Origin of the sequence: Pseudomonas sp. 10(2024) (genome assembly GCF_045164175.1) — a bacterium.
GTDB lineage: Bacteria > Pseudomonadota > Gammaproteobacteria > Pseudomonadales > Pseudomonadaceae > Aquipseudomonas > Aquipseudomonas alloputida.
Map to the genome: position 1 here is coordinate 3646696 of NZ_CP174006.1, position 17525 is coordinate 3664220.

22 protein-coding genes and 1 tRNA gene are annotated in these 17525 nt (G+C 58.9%); 6 read left to right on the forward strand and 17 right to left on the reverse strand.

The window, feature by feature from the left end:
- Positions 1-139: 139 nt before the first annotated feature.
- From ACI7M0_RS16460 to ACI7M0_RS16470, 3 genes are read right to left on the reverse strand one after another with little or no spacing between them, the layout of a single operon-like run.
- On the reverse strand, positions 140-598 hold the full coding sequence (locus ACI7M0_RS16460; RefSeq protein WP_129931930.1) for a DUF3429 domain-containing protein: 459 nt from the start codon (positions 596-598) through the stop codon (positions 140-142).
- Positions 599-633: 35 nt separating this feature from the next.
- On the reverse strand, positions 634-1194 hold the full coding sequence (gene folE, locus ACI7M0_RS16465) for a GTP cyclohydrolase I FolE (protein WP_129931929.1): 561 nt from the start codon (positions 1192-1194) through the stop codon (positions 634-636).
- Entirely contained in the window at positions 1179-1592 is a 414-nt protein-coding gene (locus tag ACI7M0_RS16470) for a thiol-disulfide oxidoreductase DCC family protein (RefSeq protein ID WP_129931928.1), read from the reverse strand. Before ACI7M0_RS16470 ends, folE begins: the two co-directional genes overlap by 16 nt.
- A 265-nt stretch (positions 1593-1857) precedes the next feature.
- On the opposite strand from ACI7M0_RS16470, the gene ACI7M0_RS16475 reads away from it, so the two are divergent.
- From ACI7M0_RS16475 to ACI7M0_RS16485, 3 genes are all read left to right on the forward strand, one after another.
- Positions 1858-2037, forward strand: a complete 180-nt coding sequence (locus ACI7M0_RS16475; protein ID WP_103444605.1) for a hypothetical protein — start codon at positions 1858-1860, stop codon at positions 2035-2037.
- A 475-nt stretch (positions 2038-2512) separates the two neighbouring features.
- Complete coding sequence (locus ACI7M0_RS16480) at positions 2513-2755, forward strand: hypothetical protein (protein ID WP_129931927.1); 243 nt, start codon at positions 2513-2515, stop codon at positions 2753-2755.
- Positions 2756-2904: 149 nt separating this feature from the next.
- Positions 2905-3168 carry a DUF3077 domain-containing protein gene (locus ACI7M0_RS16485; RefSeq protein WP_003250694.1) on the forward strand — a complete coding sequence of 88 codons (264 nt, stop codon included), beginning with the start codon at positions 2905-2907 and terminating at the stop codon, positions 3166-3168.
- Between the two features lie 170 nt (positions 3169-3338).
- On the opposite strand, the gene ACI7M0_RS16490 is transcribed toward ACI7M0_RS16485, so the two are convergent.
- Complete coding sequence (locus tag ACI7M0_RS16490) at positions 3339-4055, reverse strand: SDR family oxidoreductase (protein ID WP_129931926.1); 717 nt, start codon at positions 4053-4055, stop codon at positions 3339-3341.
- Between the two features lie 45 nt (positions 4056-4100).
- Positions 4101-4586, reverse strand: a complete 486-nt coding sequence (locus ACI7M0_RS16495; RefSeq protein ID WP_129931925.1) for a DUF2165 family protein — start codon at positions 4584-4586, stop codon at positions 4101-4103.
- A 370-nt stretch (positions 4587-4956) separates the two neighbouring features.
- Here ACI7M0_RS16495 and ACI7M0_RS16500 point away from each other — a divergent pair, with 370 nt between their 5' ends.
- Complete coding sequence (locus ACI7M0_RS16500; RefSeq protein ID WP_129931924.1) at positions 4957-5994, forward strand: sensor domain-containing diguanylate cyclase; 1038 nt, start codon at positions 4957-4959, stop codon at positions 5992-5994.
- A 167-nt stretch (positions 5995-6161) separates the two neighbouring features.
- Positions 6162-6569: a DUF3224 domain-containing protein gene (locus tag ACI7M0_RS16505; RefSeq protein WP_129931923.1), complete on the forward strand. Its 408-nt coding sequence runs from the start codon at positions 6162-6164 to the stop codon at positions 6567-6569.
- A gap of 120 nt (positions 6570-6689) precedes the next feature.
- Here ACI7M0_RS16505 and ACI7M0_RS16510 read toward each other — a convergent pair whose 3' ends face one another.
- The 3 genes from ACI7M0_RS16510 to ACI7M0_RS16520 all read right to left on the reverse strand — a co-directional run bounded on the left by ACI7M0_RS16510 (position 6690) and on the right by ACI7M0_RS16520 (position 8569).
- Positions 6690-7208 carry a DUF1993 family protein gene (locus ACI7M0_RS16510; RefSeq protein ID WP_020193595.1) on the reverse strand — a complete coding sequence of 173 codons (519 nt, stop codon included), beginning with the start codon at positions 7206-7208 and terminating at the stop codon, positions 6690-6692.
- Between the two features lie 350 nt (positions 7209-7558).
- Positions 7559-7768 carry a 4-oxalocrotonate tautomerase family protein gene (locus ACI7M0_RS16515; protein WP_010953438.1) on the reverse strand — a complete coding sequence of 70 codons (210 nt, stop codon included), beginning with the start codon at positions 7766-7768 and terminating at the stop codon, positions 7559-7561.
- A 69-nt stretch (positions 7769-7837) separates the two neighbouring features.
- Positions 7838-8569, reverse strand: a complete 732-nt coding sequence (locus tag ACI7M0_RS16520) for an SDR family NAD(P)-dependent oxidoreductase (protein ID WP_129931922.1) — start codon at positions 8567-8569, stop codon at positions 7838-7840.
- Between the two features lie 113 nt (positions 8570-8682).
- Between ACI7M0_RS16520 and ACI7M0_RS16525 the strand changes: the two genes are divergently transcribed.
- The gene (locus ACI7M0_RS16525; protein ID WP_129931921.1) at positions 8683-9609 is read left to right on the forward strand and encodes a LysR family transcriptional regulator; all 927 of its coding nucleotides are present in this window, start codon (positions 8683-8685) and stop codon (positions 9607-9609) included.
- A 288-nt stretch (positions 9610-9897) separates the two neighbouring features.
- Here the strand turns inward: ACI7M0_RS16525 and ACI7M0_RS16530 are convergent.
- The 9 genes from ACI7M0_RS16530 to thrS form a co-directional block, all read right to left on the reverse strand.
- A tRNA-Pro gene (locus tag ACI7M0_RS16530) sits at positions 9898-9974 on the reverse strand.
- Positions 9975-10088: 114 nt separating this feature from the next.
- Entirely contained in the window at positions 10089-10445 is a 357-nt protein-coding gene (locus tag ACI7M0_RS16535) for a MerR family transcriptional regulator (RefSeq protein ID WP_003250681.1), read from the reverse strand.
- Positions 10426-10728: an integration host factor subunit alpha gene (gene ihfA, locus ACI7M0_RS16540; protein ID WP_003250679.1), complete on the reverse strand. Its 303-nt coding sequence runs from the start codon at positions 10726-10728 to the stop codon at positions 10426-10428. The genes ACI7M0_RS16535 and ihfA overlap by 20 nt, the downstream gene beginning before the upstream one ends.
- 4 nt (positions 10729-10732) lie before the next feature.
- On the reverse strand, positions 10733-13114 hold the full coding sequence (pheT, locus tag ACI7M0_RS16545) for a phenylalanine--tRNA ligase subunit beta (protein WP_129931920.1): 2382 nt from the start codon (positions 13112-13114) through the stop codon (positions 10733-10735).
- Positions 13115-13145: 31 nt separating this feature from the next.
- Positions 13146-14162, reverse strand: coding sequence for a phenylalanine--tRNA ligase subunit alpha (pheS, locus tag ACI7M0_RS16550; RefSeq protein ID WP_003250674.1), 1017 nt, complete (start codon positions 14160-14162; stop codon positions 13146-13148).
- Positions 14163-14271: 109 nt separating this feature from the next.
- Positions 14272-14628 (reverse strand): 50S ribosomal protein L20, encoded by a 357-nt coding sequence (gene rplT / locus ACI7M0_RS16555; protein WP_003250671.1) that lies wholly within the window; start codon positions 14626-14628, stop codon positions 14272-14274.
- Positions 14629-14655: 27 nt separating this feature from the next.
- Positions 14656-14850: a 50S ribosomal protein L35 gene (gene rpmI, locus ACI7M0_RS16560; protein ID WP_003250667.1), complete on the reverse strand. Its 195-nt coding sequence runs from the start codon at positions 14848-14850 to the stop codon at positions 14656-14658.
- A 60-nt stretch (positions 14851-14910) separates the two neighbouring features.
- The gene (gene infC / locus ACI7M0_RS16565) at positions 14911-15462 is read right to left on the reverse strand and encodes a translation initiation factor IF-3 (protein WP_012052879.1); all 552 of its coding nucleotides are present in this window, start codon (positions 15460-15462) and stop codon (positions 14911-14913) included.
- Positions 15462-17384, reverse strand: a complete 1923-nt coding sequence (gene thrS, locus ACI7M0_RS16570; RefSeq protein ID WP_019751949.1) for a threonine--tRNA ligase — start codon at positions 17382-17384, stop codon at positions 15462-15464. The genes infC and thrS overlap by 1 nt, the downstream gene beginning before the upstream one ends.
- Between the last annotated feature and the right edge of the window lie 141 nt (positions 17385-17525).

Consider the following 17525-nt stretch of genomic DNA (forward strand, 5'->3'; position numbering starts at 1 on the left):
TCTCCGGGAACGGATGCATAGTGTTGAGTGGGAGAGCGTCTGTTCATGGAACGAAAAGCAAACCGCGCAGCGCCCCGACTGGGTTATCCGTAGCGCTCACCCTGGCAGGGTAGAACGGATCGAAGCGTGGATTGGGGTTTCAAAAATCAATGAATACGGCGAGTGCACTGAGCAGCAAACAGAGGCTCGCGACAGCCGTTAAATGCACGCGCATCGGCAGATACCACCCAGGCACCGCTTGCGCCAGTTTGCGATCCTGCCAAAGATGGCCGATAAAACCAAAGGTCAACACCAGACACCCCACCGGCACAGGCAGCAACGCGCCAACCCAACCGATCAGGGCGGGTATAACGCTCCACACCAGTCGCTCTTGACGCTGCTTCACGGGCAAACCCTGCAACGTCATGGCAAACCCCCAGTGCAGGGCACCGACGAAGCTCAATATCACCGCGCCATAGCCGACCAGCATCATCGAGAAAAACGCTCGATATTCAGCCCAAAAAAGGATGAGCAGCGTCAAACCAATAAACGGCAGCAGGCCGCCGTAACCCAGGACAGTGAAGCGGCTTGGAGATAAAGCAGTAGCAACGGAACTCATCTGGGCGCCCCTTCGCAACGGTTCAGGATCGGATGTCAATTGTGTCGCCCAATGAGGTTCAGGAATTCGTGCCGCGTCGAGGGGGCGTCGCGAAATGCACCTAACATCACGGATGAAATCATCACCGAGTTCTGCTTCTCTACACCGCGCATCATCATGCACATATGCTTGGCTTCGATCACGACCGCTACCCCTGCGGCATCCGTGACTTCCTGCACGGCATACGCAATTTGCCGCGTGAGGTTTTCCTGTATCTGTAAACGACGGGCGAACATGTCCACCACGCGTGCAACCTTGGAAAGGCCTAACACGCGCCCTGTTGGCAGGTACGCGACATGAGCCTTGCCAATAAACGGCAGCATGTGGTGTTCGCACAATGAGTAGAGCTCAATGTCACGCACCACAATCATTTCATCGTTTTCACTCTCGAACAGAGCCCCGTTTACCACCTCGTGAAGATCCAGGGCATACCCGTTGCACAAGTACTGCATCGCTTTGGCCGCACGCTGGGGTGTGTCCAGGAGCCCTTCGCGCTGCGGGTTTTCACCAATACCGACGAGGATTTCATGAAAGTGCTCGACTAACGAATGTGACATTTGGACTCCTCACCGCTACAACGGTGCCCGCCATCGGGATGTGGTAGCCAGGCCAAGTGTGGCCTCAATCGACAGAACAGCCTGTAAAGAACCGAATAAAGGGGACGTAGCGGACGCCAAGCCAGTGGCGCGACCCACAGGCCCACATCCGCAGCACGCCAACTCCACAAGGTGGCGTCCAAGCCTGTAACCCAGTGCCCGCTCGCGAACCTTCCATGCAGGCACGACCTCAGTTGCGCAACCGTGAAGCCCAACGCCCCTGCATCGAAATCATCAGCACTGATGTCAATCAGGATGAGCTTTCCCCCAGTCGATTTCCTGCGCAGGAAGGCTATCTCCCGAGCGCACAATGGGCAGGCGCCGTCGAAGTACAGCGTGAAGGGCCAGTCGCAATACATGTACAACGCCTCACTCTTGTACAGGTTTTTTGTACAAGTTAGCTGAAACCCGGAAATTCGCAATGGGCGCGACAGCTTTCAGCGACGGCAGCCAGGCGGACCGGCATTTTGATACAAACAGTTCCTGCCGCGAGTACTGCTCGCCGGGGGGCTGCACATGCAGTGCCTTACCACAAAGCCGGAACCGGATTTGCTAAGATCGCGGCATTTCCGCTGGGTGAACTGCGTATTCACTCAAGCCCCTTGCAGCCTGCTGGAAGACCTGATGAACAAACTGATTCTGCCTTTCGCCATCTTCGTTAGCGTCATCATCACGGGGAAGATCGCCGAGCATTACGGCCTGGAGGGCAGCTGGAAAGTCGGCCTGCTGTGCCTCGTGGCAGCTGCCGTCCAGATCGCGGTTACCCGCTTTCAGCGCCACCAGCGGCACAAAGCCGAGCTTTAAAGGGCGCGGGGCCCTCTGGATGATCACGTTATGGGGACCTTTCTTTCACCCAATTTTCACAGTGGCTTGGGCAGGATGAAGCTATCCCTACGTGATAGTACTTAGCCCGCCTCGGCGGGCTTTCTTTTGCCCGCATGTTTCCTATCGACGTTTTGGAGAACGGGAGCGGGTCGAAAAATCAGAAATAACCCCTTCCTTGTAGGCCATTTCCCAAAGATACTCCTCGCGCCTGATTTTCGTTGCACATGGAAATAGTCAGCCCTAGTCTCGGCCTGTCGCCACCCATTGGCGGCACGGTTTTGACAGACCGTGGTTCACTGAGAGCATGTGCAATGCCAGTTATGGCAGCTGTGCGTGGGGCACCTTCGTGTGCGCCGGGATTCTCAGTGCCCCCGGTCTGTCAACCCACAAACAGCTGCCACCCTTCCGTTTGACAGCGGTACTGCGGCAGCCCTGTAAGGCACTGAGAGGGTTTATGCTGAAAATAGTACCTGATCCACCCCACAACGTTCTTTCCCTGGAAGACACCCTGATTCAGGCTACGGACTACGCGTTATGCGCGGCGACCGTCGTGCATCAGGCAATGCTGCTGCAGCCCAAGTCACCCGCGTCGATTCTGATGATGACCACGATGCATGAACTGGAGACCTTGAGAGCTTTGCTCGAGTCCGCAATAGCCCAAGTGCAGATGCCCAGTGAACCTCGGACTATGCATTGACGTGTCGCTGATGTACTGCCTGGGCCGGCCTCTTCGCGGATACCCTCCCAGGCACTCCCTCAGCCTTGAAGACTGCCGTGCTCCCGTAGGAGCGGGTTCACCCGCGAATAGGCCCGTACAGGCTGAAGCAATCTTGGGGAAACTGAACAATGTCCACAGAAGAAACCAAATTCACCGTCGGCAAAACCACCTTCTACCAAGGTGAAAACCAGACCCATCCGCTGTTCCGCATCGAAGCCGGCATCCCTTGCCAAAGCGCCCGTGAACAGGCGTCCGAGCTGATGGGCTATGCACGGGACATGACTCTGGATGGATTGATGGAAGATAAACCTCAGTTGATCTGGGCTTCGCACTACCTGTGCGCGTTGGCCAAGGCGCTGATGGATGATGCTGAACTGGGCATGATGCGCTGAATGACTCATCATTGACTGGGTGCCTTCAAGACCTTCTGCGACTCCAGGTTTTGAAGGCGACTCAGCGACCTACCCCCTGCTCCCTTCTTGCTAGACGCGGTCCAAGATTCAGTTCCATCGACTGAGACATCAAAGCCGAACCCTCACGCAAAGGCTCCGGTGCTTTGGCCTCAGAAGCGCTCATCACCGATAGCCGGCAAGATCAGCTCCCGTACGAACGAAGCCCCGGACAAGCGCAACAGCGCGTCGACCATGGTGACCACATCATGCACCGGTACCTGGCGCCGCTCGCCACGTGCTGCGGCTTGTGCCAATGGCGTGTTCAGGGAGTCGTCGGTATTCAGATACCCCAGGTGAAGCACGGTCACCGCCAGGTTGTCATCCCTGAAACCTTCGCGCAGCGCATCAGCCATGCCGTTGAGGGCGAACTTTGAGGCGCCGAACGCTACCTCCGGGCGCCCACTCTGGCGAAGAGCTGAGGTCGAACCGGTGAGGATCAACTGCGGCCGTGGCGCACCAAGCAACTTGGGCACCAGGCGCTTGAGCAGAAGCAGCGTGGCCGTGATGTTCACCTCGACCAGCCTGGTGATCGATTCGTCGCTGTCGTCAAGGAATGCATAGTGCTCGCTGAAGGCGTGTTTTTCCCAGATGCCAACGTTGTAGATCAGGACATCCAGATCGGCAGGTGCCCGATCCGCGATCTGTGCTACAGCCGCCGCTGGCTTGGCAAGGTCGGCATCGACCCACTGCAGGTCGATGCCCGGGGCAAGGGCCAAGTCTGACGGCTGTTTGCGTGATACGCCGATCAGCGTGTCCCCTGGCTTGCCGAGCCCTTCGAGCAAAGCCCGGCCCAACCCTCTTCCGGCGCCTACGATCATCATCTTCATCTGTTGCTCCTTTTAACTGAAATGCTCCAAGCTTCCCTGGGCCGTTCAACTCCAGCGGACATTCAGTACGACGAAGTGCAGCAGGATCCAGACCATCAACAGCAGATGGGTCAGTTGCAACCCTTCCTGGCGGATCCAGTAGCCGAACCATATCCCGCCCAGCAGCATCGCAAGCAGGAACCCGAGCGCTGCGCTCAAGGCCAGGTTCAACCAGGGCCGCGCCACCTCCAAGCCGGCGCCAAGCAGCAGTTCATAGCACCCGACCCAGGCCGCGAGAGCGGCGGCTGCCTGTGTCAGCACTATGATCGACAAGGCCCAGCGATGGATGGCGTGAGAGGCCATCGCTCTCACCAGCAGAGGGAGGCTGATTGCGGGAGGTTGGGCCAGCGGCGCCATCGACATGGTCTCCCCGATCGCCCCGGCTGAGCTGGCAAAGGCATGCAGGTTGTTGATCAGGCTGATACTCAGCCACAGGCTCAAGCCAATGCAGCAGGTGATCTGGAAAATCAGCAGTGAAGTCGGAGTGTCCATTCCGGGTCCTTTGTGAGTTCGTTTCCGAAAGCAGCGAGAGCGTCCGGACGCCACTCTAAAACCTTGACTTAACTCGAGGTCAATACCGGTTTTCCAATAAGGCTGCCTGGTGCGACAGCCTCAACCGTTCGTTCAGCCGTCTGTAGGTCTGAGAAGCTTGTCGAGGTCTTGGGCGACCGACCGAGCCGCGCCGATCAACGCCGCAGGTATACCCACTGGAGGATCCGGGATAGAGCCAACCGGTTTGCTATGCTCTCTATTCCGGCTGGTCTGGCCTGAAGGCGCCGAGCGTGTGCGGCATTGGTCAAGGTGCTTGAGAGTTTTCTATCCGCATTTGTGAAAAAACGAACCAAGGAGTGGAGTAACAGATATGCCAGCTTGTCCCCTACCCTCTGATGAAGCACTTCGTCAGCGCACACTTGATGACATGGACTTGGTCGATACGCCGGCCGAGCATTATCTTGATACCTTGGTACGACTCACCCAAGAACTAGCCCAGGTGGAGACCGTTCTGATCAGCCTAATCGATCAGGATCGGCAGTGGTTCAAGGCTCGGATCGGCATCGAGGTAAGCGAGACGAAGCGCAATGTGTCCTTTTGCGGCTACGCGATTCTCGGTGAAGATACCTTGATGGTTTCCGACGCCAGGTGCGATTCACGCTTCGAGGACAATCCCCTCGTGCTGAACCCACCCTATATCCGGTTCTATGCGGGCCACCCGTTACGTGCCTCAAATGGCAAAGCCATTGGCACCCTGTGCATGTTCGATCCTCGGCCGCGGAAGCTCAGCGAGGCGCAACAGGCTAATTTTCGGGACTTAGCCACGCTCACCGAGGGTTATTTGCAACTGCGGAGCCTAGCTCAGGTCAATCGCGCCTTGCGTGTTGAAATGGATCGCGGGCAGCGCAGGGCTTTGCTTGATCCTTTGACACAACTATGGAACCGCGGGGCGTTGGCAGCATTTCAGAACCGAGAGCTTCGTTTGGCTGAAGAGCGAGGTTTACAGCTAGGTGCCGTATACGCAGACCTCGACCGTTTCAAATCCGTCAATGACGAGCATGGCCACGATGCCGGCGATAAAGTGCTCTGCGAGTGCGCCCGCCGACTGCGGGCTACGCTTCGGCCAGATGACCTGCTGGTACGCCAAGGAGGAGAGGAATTCGTGGCCTTGCTACGGGTTAAAGATAGCCAAGAATTAACGCAGATTGCGGAGCGCTTGCGTCAGTCAATCGGCAGCGCGCCGTTTCTGTTACCCGACGGCCCTCGGAAGATGACCATGAGCATCGGATGCGCCCTGCTCACCCAGGGTGAGCAGATTGATGATGCAATAAAGCGCGCTGACGGCGGTCTCTATGCGGCCAAACACGGGGGGCGTGACCAAGTTGTCTATGTACCAGCGTTATCCTGAGGAAGTTGAGACTCGGTAACATGGGGCGAGACTCCCTATACGAGAGCGCCTCATCTGGACAGGCGCTCGCTAAGCGAACGTTCGATGGTCGGCCTGACTTTCTTCGAGCGGATTGTGGCGATTACAGTAGACTAATCACCCAAACTTATGGAAAAGGTCGGATTTGAATGGAAGCGCTAGCAATCTTTTCGCCAAAAAATTTTAAACCTACAGGCATTAACCCTCCTGTCGAGATCACAACGGCCTTGCCAGTGACTGTCAGCACCATGGAAAAAACCTACGTCGGGGATATACAGGGTGAATCCTTAACGTTCTTCACCGCAGCATTTGACCACGCCACCAAGATAGGCACCTACATCGCGATGGAGAGCTTCAAAGGTACGGTGAATGGGCGAACGGGCACTTTCAATTTTGTCCACTCCGCATCAACAATGGGCTCGGAGCGTAACGACGAGTTTTTTTGCATCGTCGCAGGTAGTGGTACAAATGAATTGAAAGGAATCTCTGGATCCGGGGAGATCTCAATTGATAGTGAGGGTACGCATCGCATTCGGCTGAATTACCAGTTGACCTGATGAGCTCGCTTTCTACTGATCACCGCCCCTTGTTGCACTCAGGGGCGGGAATGGCGTCCACATCGCTGGACCAGCAAACCGCGACCGCCACCAGTGGCGAGCGCCCGCCTCGCGCAGGGTTTACTGTCGCAGATAGGCGAACATGTGCTGCACGTAATCGGCCTTCCCGAGCGGAACGCCGTTGTGACGCAGAATGTTATAGGCCGTGACTAGATGAAAGTAGAACTGTGGTATAACCCAATTGACTGCGTACTCACTGCCAGTCATATCAAACGTGATGTTATTGGGTAGTTCGATTGCGATCTTGAGGTCTGCTGCGGCATCTATCGCTGCGGCATCAGCAGTTTCCAGTAGTCGTAACGTCCGCTCAATCAGAGCCTTCGCCGATGCAATGTCCTCTGGCGGCGAGAGCGTCTCAAGCGGCTGATGTGTAAGCCGCTGAACCGCCTCCTGTGCTTGGACGCACGCGTATTGGACCTGCCGAGAAAGATTGTGCATGTCAGGTGCTAGCCGAGACTCAAGCAAGATTATCGGATCGTAGCCCCCTTCAAGCGCGCAGGACTCTCCCTTGGACAACAGTGCCGATAGGGTCCGTAACATTTGGGCGAAACAGGGGATGGTGATTGCATGGATGGACATATCTCTTCCCTAAGCAGTTATTCGACATGGATACAAGCGATCAACATTCATTACTCTGGCCAGTGTGCTAAATCCTAGCAGACAACTGCATCTCCCCCGCCAACAGCATATTTTCTGGACCCAGTTCTTTGACATAGCGATCTGAGCCAGCGACCGACGCCAGTAGCCTTGTGCTTGGGTAATATCTTCCAGTCCGTCGGGCTGCAACACACCAGCATCACCAATACCGCCTTCGTCACGGGCCTGGATGTATTGCTCACCCCGGTTTCCAAGTGGGTTCTCCTTCACAAGCGTGTCGAGCCAAGGCCGCCCTGGAGGCGCTGATTCGCGCCGCCGGGGCAGTTCGGAACTCATCCCTGAGTTTCTTTGCTGCGGTACTCGGTGGTGGTCATGCCGGCGTAGCCCCAGTTATCGGTGTCGACCTCCTCGATCACGATATGGGTGAGCTCAGGTTTCTTTCCGAGCACTCGCTGCAAGGTCTCGGTGATTTCCTTGATGACCTGGGCTTTCTGATCACGAGTGACGCCGTCGCGAGTGATGCGGACGCTGACGAAGGGCATGGTATTACTCCTATGGGGTGGGGAAATCAGGGCAAGGAGGCGGGATGCCTCCCCGTTACGTTCAGCCTATTACCATTTGCCGACACTCATACCGCCGTCGACCGGCAACACCACGCCCGTGGTGAACCCGGCGTTGGCCAGGTAAAGCACGGCGTCGGCAATGTCGCTGACGCGGCCGATGTGTCCGGCCGGTTGCAGGCCGTTTAGGAAGTCGAAGCTGGCCGGATCGTGCATCGGCGTCTCGATGATGCCGGGAGCCACCGCGTTAACCTGGATGTTGTGCGACGACAGCTCCAGCGCCAGGGCGCGGGTGACCTGGTTGAGGCCCCCCTTGATCAGCACCGGCAGGGCGGCGGGCACGGCGATGTTGGGTTGCAGCGCCACGGCAGCGGTGATGTTGATGATGTGACCCTGGCGCCGCTCGATCATGTGCGCGGCGGCGGCCTGGGAGGCGTAGACCACGCCCTTGAGGTTGGTCTCCAGCATGCCTTGGATGTCTTCCGGGCTGTATTCGATGAAGGGTTTGGGCAGGAAGAAGCCAGCGTTGTTGACCAACACGTCGACCTGGCCGAAGGCGTCGATGCTGGCCTGAATCAGGCGGCGGGCGGTCTCAGGCTTGGCGATGTCGCCGGCCACGCCGATGAAGGCGGGGCTGTCCAGTTGTGCCCTAGCCTCGGCGAGGCGTCCGGCGGAGCGGGCATTGCCGACCACATTGAAGCCACTGGCGAGGAAAGCCTTGGCCAGGCCGAAGCCGATGCCGCTGGAGGCGCCGGTGATCACTACCGTTTTGCTGTTGCTCATGTCATTTCTCCCAATCAGGTGGCGCCGAAGTGCGCCGTTGGGAGGACTATATTTTTGCTTCAGATAAGGATAAATATGGCAGCGAGAACTTCAGTTGATACATGGTGTAATCAATGCAGCGGCATTTCGACGACGTCCTACTCGGCAGCATCGAGCTGTTCTGTCTGGCGGCGGAGCTGGGCAGCTTCACCGCGGCCGGTCTCGCGGCGGGCGTGACGCCGGCAGCGGTCAGTCGCTCGATCAGCCGCCTGGAAGAGCGCTTGGGCTCCAGACTGTTCGTCCGTACCACCCGCAGCATCCGCCTGACCGAGGGCGGGCGAGGCTACTACGAACAGTGTCGTCAGGCGCTGACCCAGCTGGTGGAGGCCGAACGGGTGGTGACCGGGCAGCAGCAGGAGCCTTCGGGCACACTGCGCATCAGCCTGCCCACGACCTACGGGCACCACCGCATCCTGCCGCTGCTGCCCGAGTTTCGACGGCGCTACCCGAAGGTGCAGGTCGACATCCACCTGGGCAACCGCAACATCGACTTTGTCGGCGAGGGCTACGACCTGGCCATCCGCGTGCGTGCACAGCCGGATTCGACCCTGATCGCCCGGCCGCTGGAAGACGCCCGGCTGGTGGTGGTGGCCACTCCAGATTACTTGGAACACGCAGGCGAGCCGAAGAGCCTTGAAGAACTGGCGCGGCATGACTGCATCCAGTTCGAACTGCCCAGCAGCGGTCGGCGCATCGCCTGGCTGTTCGACGAGGAGGGCCGCGAGCGGGAAGTCCTCACCGAAGGCGGCTACGTCTGCTCGGACGACGTGCTCGGTGGCGTGACCTTGGCCAAGCACGGCGCGGGACTGTTCCAGACCTACCGCTTCATCGTCGAGCGCGAGCTTGCCGAGGGCTCGCTGGTCGAGGTGCTGCGGCCCTTCGCGGGCCGCTCGCGGCCGTTCACCCTGCTGTATCCCCAAGGCCGACACATGCCGTTGCGCCTGCGAGCCTTCGTCGACTTCATCATGGACAAGCGGCGCCACTGGGCCGCTGGCAGCTGAGGGGACGTATCACTCTGTATCAGTGCCATGGTGGATGCGGCGCCGATGGGCCAGCCTGTAGTTGGCCTTGGACCGATGTGCGGTTTAGCACATGTCGGCCCAGCACCGGGCCGAGCTGGTGGCATGGATGGACTCACGCTGCTACGCGTAAGGGCTAGGTCGCCCAGGTACGGGGCGAGCTGTTGCAAGCACAGTGCCGGCAGGGGTAAAACCCTGAGAAGTGACGCAAAAGTCACGCACATGAAAAAGGCCACTCCTTTCGGAAATGGCCTAAGTCATTGAAATATATGGTCGGGACGGAGTGATTCGAACACTCGACCCCTTGCACCCCATGCAAGTGCGCTACCGGGCTGCGCTACGCCCCGACTGGGCTTTGAAGCATGTTCTCAATCTTGCCAAGAACGTTGAAGAATGTACCCTAACCCTCTGATAAATGAAAGCTTTTTCTCAAAAAATTTTCCACTCATCAGAAACCCAGCTTACTTCTTCAAAACCACCAACACATCCTCCAACTCAACAATCATCTGCCGAATCAGCTGCTTGTACTGGCTGGATTCATCTTTAGCCTCATCACTGGAGAGCCGCAACCGCGCCCCGCCAATGGTGAACCCCTGGTCATACAGCAGCGCACGAATCTGGCGGATCATCAGCACATCCTGGCGCTGGTAATACCGCCGGTTCCCCCGCCGCTTCACAGGGTTCAGCTGGTCGAACTCCTGCTCCCAATACCGCAGCACGTGTGGCTTTACGGCACACAACTCGCTCACTTCACCAATGGTGAAGTAGCGTTTGCCCGGTATGGGGGGCAGTTCGTCGTTATGGCTTGGTTCCAGCATAGGCCTCAACCCGGGCCTTCAACTTCTGCCCTGGACGAAAGGTGACGACGCGCCGCGCGGTGATCGGGATCTCTTCCCCTGTCTTGGGGTTACGGCCCGGCCGCTGGCGTTTGTCGCGAAGGTCGAAGTTGCCGAAACCGGACAGCTTGACCTGCTCGTTCTCTTCAAGTGCGTGCCGAATTTCTTCGAAAAACAGCTCGACCAGCTCCTTGGCCTCACGCTTGTTAAGCCCCAGCTCCTCGTACAGCCTTTCGGCCATCTCAGCTTTCGTCAGAGCACCCATGCCGTTATTTCCTTAACGTGGTGTTCAACCTTTGTTCGAGCGAGGTGAGGATGTTTTGCAGGGTAGTGTTCACCTCATCGTCGTTAAGAGTGCGCGATGGATGCTGCCAGGTCAAGCCGACGGCAAGGCTTTTTCTATCAGGATCAATGCCTTTACCTTGGTACACATCAAACAGCCTGAGGTCTGTGAGCCATTCGCCTGCATTGTCACGAATTAATTCAAGCACCGCGCTAGAAGCTACATCACGTCCTGCGATCAAAGCCAGGTCACGACGGGTTTCCGGGAACTTGGACAGTTCGCTGAATTTCGGCAGGCGGCCTTCGACCACGTCGCCCAGCACCAGCTCGAACAGGAACACCGGGCGGTCCAGGCCCAGGGCTTTGGCCAGCTCCGGGTGGATGGCGCCGAGGTAGCCGACCAGCTTGCCGTCGCGCTCAATGACGGCGGTCTGGCCCGGGTGCAGGGCTGGGTGTTTGCCGGCGCTGAAGGTGAAGTCGCTCAGGGCGCCGGAGTAACCCAGCAGGGCTTCCACGTCGGCTTTCACGTCGAAGAAGTCGACGCCGTCGCGGCCGTTGGCCCAGCCTTCTGGCAGGCGGCTGCCGGTGATGACGCCGGCAATCATTGGCTGCTGCTGCAGGTCACCCAGCTGGCCGACAAAGCGCAGGCCGCTTTCGAACAGGCGCACGCGGTCTTGCTGGCGGTTCAGGTTGTGCTGCAGTGCCTTGACCAGGCCCGGCCACAGCGAGGCGCGCATGGCGGCCATGTCGCTGGAGATGGGGTTGGCCAGCAGCAGCGGCTCTACGCCCGGGCTGAACAGTTCGAACAGTTTCGGGTCGATGAAGCTGTAGGTGATGGCTTCCTGATAGCCGCGGGCAACCAGCAGGCGGCGCAGGGTTGGCAGGTCACCGCGGGTTTCCGGCTTGCCCTGTGGGGCCAGGCGGGCTTGCGGGTAACGAACCGGCAGGTTGTTGTAGCCGTACAGGCGGGCCAGCTCTTCGATCAGGTCCACTTCCAGGCTGATGTCGAAGCGGTGGCTTGGTACGCTGACGGTCCACTGCCCTTCCCCGCTCTTGGTCGTGGTCAGCTCGAGGGCGTTGAGCAACTGCTCGACCTGGGCTGGGTCCATTTCCATGCCAAGCATCTGGGTGATGCGTTCGGCGCGCAGGGTGACCGGGGCTACTTGTGGCAGGTGCTGTTCGCTGACCGCTTCGACCACAGGGCCGGCTTCGCCGCCAACGATGTCCAGCAGCAACTGGGTGGCGCGCTCCATGGCTTCGCGGGCCAGTTGCGAGTCGACGCCGCGCTCGTAGCGGTGCGATGCATCGGTGTGCAGGCCGTAGGAACGGGCTTTACCGGCGACGGAAATCGGCTCGAAGAAGGCGCTTTCCAGGAACAGGTCGCGGGTTTTTTCGGTGTTCACACCGCTGTGCTCGCCACCCATGACGCCGGCGATGGCCAAGGCGCGGGTGTGGTCGGCGATGACCAGGGTGTCGGCGCGCAGGGCCACTTCCTGGCCGTCGAGCAGGACGAGCTTTTCGCCCTCTTCGGCCATGCGCACGCGGATGCCGCCGTTGATTTCTGCCAGGTCGAAGGCGTGCATCGGCTGGCCGAGTTCGAGCATCACGTAGTTGGTGATGTCGACGGCGGCATCGATGCTGCGAACGTCGCTGCGGCGCAGGCGTTCGACCATCCACAGTGGGGTTGGCTTGCTCAGGTCGACGTTACGGATAACGCGGCCCAGGTAGCGCGGGCAGGCAGCCGGGGCGCTGACTTCGACCGGGCGCACTTCGTCATGGGCGGCCGCTACGGCTGGCACCACCGGGCGGGTGACCGGGGTGTCGTACAGGGCGCTGACGTCGCGGGCCAGGCCGGCGATGGACAGGCAGTCGCCGCGGTTCGGGGTCAGGCCGATTTCGATGCTGGCATCATCCAGGCTCAGGTACTTGCGAATGTCTTCGCCCACCGGAGCGTCGGCAGCCAGCTCCAGCAGGCCGTCGTTTTCTTCACTGATCTGCAGTTCGGCAGCCGAGCACAGCATGCCGAAGGACTCGACGCCGCGCAGCTTGGCCTTCTTGATCTTGAAGTCGCCTGGCAGTTCGGCACCGATCATGGCGAACGGGATCTTGATGCCTGGGCGGGCGTTAGGGGCGCCGCACACAACCTGGAAGGTTTCCTGGCCGCTGCTTACCTGGCACACGCGCAGCTTGTCGGCGTCCGGGTGTTGTTCGGTGGCGAGAATTTCGCCCACGACGATGCCGCTGAACTGGCCGGCAGCGGGGGTAACGCTGTCAACTTCGAGGCCGGCCATGGACAGGCGGGCGACCAGTTCGTCACGGGAGACTTGCGGGTTGACCCAACCGCGCAGCCACTGTTCACTGAATTTCATGCTGTTCTCCTGAAAGTTGCGTCGATTGGGCCTAGCGGAATTGGGCTAGGAACCGCAGGTCGTTGTCGAAGAACAGACGCAAATCGTTGACGCCATAGCGCAGCATGGCCAGGCGCTCGGCACCCATGCCGAAGGCGAAGCCCTGGAACTCTTCTGGGTCGATGCCGGACATGCGCAACACATTCGGGTGCACCATGCCGCAGCCCATCACTTCCAGCCAGCCGGTTTGCTTGCACACGCGGCAGCCGTTGCCGGAACACATCACGCACTGGATGTCGACTTCTGCAGACGGCTCGGTGAAGGGGAAGAACGATGGGCGGAAACGGACCGCCAGTTCTTTCTCGAAGAATACGCGCAGGAATTCTTCGATGGTGCCCTTGAGGTCGGCGAAGTTGATATCGCGATCGATCAGCAGGCCTTCGACCTGGTGGAACATCGGCGAGTGGGTGATATCCGAGTCGCAGCGGTATACGCGGCCCGGGCACACAATGCGGATGGGCGGCTGGGTGGACTCCATGGTCCGCACCTGCACCGGCGAGGTGTGGGTACGCAGCAGCATGTTGGCATTGAAGTAGAAGGTATCGTGCATCGCCCGCGCCGGGTGGTGGCCGGGGATGTTGAGCGCTTCGAAGTTGTGGTAGTCGTCTTCCACTTCTGGGCCTTCGGCAATGCCGTAGCCAATGTGGGTGAAGAACTGCTCGATGCGCTCGAGTGTACGGGTGATCGGGTGCAGGCCACCGGTGGCCTGGCCGCGGCCTGGCAGGGTGACGTCAATGCATTCGGCAGCCAGGCGAGCGCTGAGCTCGGCTTCTTCAAAGGCAGCCTTGCGGGCATTGAGCACAACGGTGACGCGCTCTTTGGCGTCGTTGATCAGCGCGCCGACTTTCGGCCGCTCTTCGGCTGGCAGGTTGCCCAGGGTCTTCATCACCTGGGTCAGCTCGCCCTTCTTGCCGAGATAATTAACCCGGATCTGTTCCAGGGCGTTGATGTCTTCAGCGCGTTCCACGGCCTCTAGGGCTTGGGAGACCAGCGCATCCAGGTTTTCCATGTACAGACTCCAGATACGAAAATAGGGGAAGAGCTTTGAAGGCTCTTCCCCTATCGATGACGTTCAATGCCCGGCAGCGCTAGCACCGCCGGGTGATTGTCGCGGGTACTTAAGCCAGAACGGCTTTAGCTTTCTCGACAATCGCAGCAAACGCCGCTTTTTCGTTCACTGCCAGATCAGCCAGAACCTTACGGTCGATTTCGATCGAAGCCTTTTTCAGGCCAGCAATCAGACGGCTGTAGGACAGACCGTTGGTGCGGGCACCGGCGTTGATACGAGCGATCCACAGTGCGCGGAACTGACGCTTCTTCTGGCGACGGTCGCGGTAGGCGTATTGGCCTGCCTTGATGACCGCTTGCTTGGCTACACGGAATACGCGCGAACGTGCACCGTAGTAACCTTTAGCCAGTTTCAGAATTTTTTTGTGACGCTTACGAGCGATAACGCCGCGCTTAACACGAGCCATGAGTAACTTCCTCTATCTTAACCAGAATTAACGAACGCGCAGCATGCGCTCGACTTTTGCGACGTCGGACGGGTGCAGCAAGCTGGCACCGCGCAGTTGACGCTTACGCTTGGTCGACATTTTGGTCAGGATGTGGCTCTTGAAAGCGTGCTTGTGCTTGAAGCCCGAAGCTGTCTTCAGGAAGCGCTTCGCAGCACCGCTCTTGGTTTTCATTTTTGGCATGTTGGAACTCCGCATTCGATAAAATTACACATAATCATCAGGCCTGCCGTGCCCGGGAGATTACTTCTTTTTCTTGGGGGCGATGACCATCATAAGCTGGCGTCCTTCCATCTTCGGATGCTGCTCAACGGTGCCGTATTCGGCGAGGTCGGCTTCGACCCGCTTCAACAGCTCCATGCCCAGCTCCTGGTGGGCCATCTCACGACCACGGAATCTCAGAGAGATCTTGGCCTTGTCCCCATCGGTAAGGAAACGTACCAGGTTGCGTAGTTTTACCTGGTAATCCCCATCCTCCGTCCCTGGACGAAACTTGATTTCTTTGATCTGGATCTGCTTCTGGTTTTTCTTGGCTTCGTTAGCCTGCTTCTTCTTCTCGAAGAGGTGCTTGCCGTAGTCCATGACCTTGCAGACGGGTGGTACCGCGTCTGCAGAGATTTCTACCAGGTCCAGCTTCGCTTCATCAGCGATACGCAGCGCTTCATCAATCGAGACGATGCCAACCTGCTCGCCGTCTGCGCCAATTAACCGAACCTCGCGGGCCGAGATATTCTCGTTGATCGGGGCCTTCGGTACAGCACGCTTATCGTTTCTCATTTCACGCTTAATAGTCATTACTCCGATTCTTGGCGACCACGCCGGGAAACCGCTTGTGTCAGCAGCTCAACGAATTGGGCGACGGGCATGGAGCCCAGGTCTGCGCCTTCGCGAGTACGCACAGCGACGGTTTGCGTTTCGACTTCGCGGTCCCCTATAACCAAAAGGTACGGGACCTTGAGCAAAGTATGCTCGCGGATTTTAAAGCCGATCTTCTCATTTCTCAAGTCCGACTTGGCACGGAAACCGCTTCCGTTCAGAGATTTCTCAACCTCGAGGGCGAAATCGGCCTGCTTGTCGGTGATATTCATGATCACCGCCTGGGTTGGGGCCAGCCACGCCGGGAACACGCCCGCGTAGTGCTCGATCAGCATGCCGATGAAGCGCTCGAACGAACCGAGGATGGCGCGGTGCAGCATGACCGGGCGAACTCGGCTGTTATCTTCGGCGATATAGCTGGCATCCAGACGCTCTGGCAGATTCGGGTCGTACTGCAGGGTACCGCACTGCCAGTTACGGCCGAGGCAGTCGCGCAGGGTAAACTCGATTTTCGGGCCGTAGAAGGCACCCTCGCCCGGCTGGTATTCCCACTCAAGGCCGGATTCGTTCAGGGCGTCGGCCAGTGCTGTTTCAGCACGGTCCCACAACTCTTCGGAACCGACACGCTTGGCCGGACGAGTGGACAGTTTCATGGCGATGTCGCTGAAACCGAAGTCCTTGTACACGTCCAGGGTCAGCTTGATGAAGTCGGCGGCCTCTTTCTTCACCTGATCTTCGGTGCAGAAAATGTGCGCATCGTCCTGTACGAAGCCACGCACGCGCATGATGCCGTGCAGGGCGCCGGACGGCTCGTTACGGTGGCAGGCACCGAACTCGGCCAGACGCAGCGGTAGGTCGCGGTAGCTTTTCAGGCCCTGGTTGAACACCTGCACGTGGCACGGGCAGTTCATCGGTTTTACCGCGTAGTCACGGCTTTCCGACGAAGTGGTGAACATGTTTTCGGCATAGTTGGACCAGTGACCGGAACGCTCCCACAGGATGCGGTCGACAACCTGCGGGGTCTTGATTTCCTGGTAGCCGTTTTCGCGCTGCACGCCACGCATGTACTGCTCGAGTACCTGGTAGACGGTCCAGCCGTTGGCGTGCCAGAACACCATGCCCGGGGCTTCTTCCTGCAGGTGGAACAGGTCGAGCTGCTTGCCGATCTTGCGGTGGTCGCGTTTTTCGGCTTCTTCGATGCGCTGGATGTACGCAGCCAGCTGCTTCTTGTCAGCCCAGGCCGTGCCGTACACGCGCTGCAGCTGCTCGTTCTTGGCATCGCCACGCCAGTAGGCGCCGGACAGCTTGGTCAGCTTGAATGCCTTGAGGAAGCGGGTGTTCGGCACGTGCGGGCCACGGCACATGTCGACGTATTCTTCGTGGTAGTACAGGCCCATGGCCTGTTCATCCGGCATGTCTTCGACCAGACGCAGCTTGTAGTCTTCGCCACGGGCCGTGAACACATCGATGACTTCGGCGCGCGGGGTCATTTTCTTGACCACGTCGTAGTCTTTTTCGATCAGCTCCATCATGCGCTTTTCGATGGCGGCCATGTCTTCTGGGGTGAAGGGGCGCTCGTAGGCGATGTCGTAATAGAAGCCTTCGTCAATGACGGGGCCGATCACCATCTTGGCGGTCGGGTACAGCTGCTTCACGGCGTGGCCAACCAAGTGGGCGCACGAGTGACGAATGATCTCCAGTCCCTCTTCATCTTTAGGGGTGATGATCTGCAGGGTGGCGTCGTTGCTGATCAGGTCACACGCATCGACCAGCTTGCCGTCGACCTTGCCGGCCACAGTGGCCTTGGCCAGGCCAGCGCCGATGGAAGCGGCTACTTCGGCTACGGATACGGCGTGATCGAACGAACGTTGACTGCCATCGGGAAGAGTAATAACGGGCATGGCGCCTCCTCTCCTAGTGGTGACCCCTACCAAAGGTCACGTGGGTTGGGATGAGCCAGTACAAGATCCGACCTGCCTTCCGGTAAAAGGAAGCCTGCCCCACAGTGGCAGAAGCCTTTCGGCTTGTCAGGGACGAACCAG

Excerpts from the sequence above, each read along its gene's own strand:
- ACI7M0_RS16460 (WP_129931930.1), bottom strand. The coding sequence starts at position 598 with ATGAGTTCCGTTGCTACTGCTTTATCTCCAAGCCGCTTCACTGTCCTG.
- folE (WP_129931929.1), bottom strand. The coding sequence starts at position 1,194 with ATGTCACATTCGTTAGTCGAGCACTTTCATGAAATCCTCGTCGGTATT.
- ACI7M0_RS16470 (WP_129931928.1), bottom strand. The coding sequence starts at position 1,592 with ATGTATTGCGACTGGCCCTTCACGCTGTACTTCGACGGCGCCTGCCCA.
- ACI7M0_RS16475 (WP_103444605.1), top strand. The coding sequence starts at position 1,858 with ATGAACAAACTGATTCTGCCTTTCGCCATCTTCGTTAGCGTCATCATC.
- ACI7M0_RS16480 (WP_129931927.1), top strand. The coding sequence starts at position 2,513 with ATGCTGAAAATAGTACCTGATCCACCCCACAACGTTCTTTCCCTGGAA.
- ACI7M0_RS16485 (WP_003250694.1), top strand. The coding sequence starts at position 2,905 with ATGTCCACAGAAGAAACCAAATTCACCGTCGGCAAAACCACCTTCTAC.
- ACI7M0_RS16490 (WP_129931926.1), bottom strand. The coding sequence starts at position 4,055 with ATGAAGATGATGATCGTAGGCGCCGGAAGAGGGTTGGGCCGGGCTTTG.
- ACI7M0_RS16495 (WP_129931925.1), bottom strand. The coding sequence starts at position 4,586 with ATGGACACTCCGACTTCACTGCTGATTTTCCAGATCACCTGCTGCATT.
- ACI7M0_RS16500 (WP_129931924.1), top strand. The coding sequence starts at position 4,957 with ATGCCAGCTTGTCCCCTACCCTCTGATGAAGCACTTCGTCAGCGCACA.
- ACI7M0_RS16505 (WP_129931923.1), top strand. The coding sequence starts at position 6,162 with ATGGAAGCGCTAGCAATCTTTTCGCCAAAAAATTTTAAACCTACAGGC.
- ACI7M0_RS16510 (WP_020193595.1), bottom strand. The coding sequence starts at position 7,208 with ATGTCCATCCATGCAATCACCATCCCCTGTTTCGCCCAAATGTTACGG.
- ACI7M0_RS16515 (WP_010953438.1), bottom strand. The coding sequence starts at position 7,768 with ATGCCCTTCGTCAGCGTCCGCATCACTCGCGACGGCGTCACTCGTGAT.
- ACI7M0_RS16520 (WP_129931922.1), bottom strand. The coding sequence starts at position 8,569 with ATGAGCAACAGCAAAACGGTAGTGATCACCGGCGCCTCCAGCGGCATC.
- ACI7M0_RS16525 (WP_129931921.1), top strand. The coding sequence starts at position 8,683 with ATGCAGCGGCATTTCGACGACGTCCTACTCGGCAGCATCGAGCTGTTC.
- ACI7M0_RS16535 (WP_003250681.1), bottom strand. The coding sequence starts at position 10,445 with ATGCTGGAACCAAGCCATAACGACGAACTGCCCCCCATACCGGGCAAA.
- ihfA (WP_003250679.1), bottom strand. The coding sequence starts at position 10,728 with ATGGGTGCTCTGACGAAAGCTGAGATGGCCGAAAGGCTGTACGAGGAG.
- pheT (WP_129931920.1), bottom strand. The coding sequence starts at position 13,114 with ATGAAATTCAGTGAACAGTGGCTGCGCGGTTGGGTCAACCCGCAAGTC.
- pheS (WP_003250674.1), bottom strand. The coding sequence starts at position 14,162 with ATGGAAAACCTGGATGCGCTGGTCTCCCAAGCCCTAGAGGCCGTGGAA.
- rplT (WP_003250671.1), bottom strand. The coding sequence starts at position 14,628 with ATGGCTCGTGTTAAGCGCGGCGTTATCGCTCGTAAGCGTCACAAAAAA.
- rpmI (WP_003250667.1), bottom strand. The coding sequence starts at position 14,850 with ATGCCAAAAATGAAAACCAAGAGCGGTGCTGCGAAGCGCTTCCTGAAG.
- infC (WP_012052879.1), bottom strand. The coding sequence starts at position 15,462 with ATGACTATTAAGCGTGAAATGAGAAACGATAAGCGTGCTGTACCGAAG.
- thrS (WP_019751949.1), bottom strand. The coding sequence starts at position 17,384 with ATGCCCGTTATTACTCTTCCCGATGGCAGTCAACGTTCGTTCGATCAC.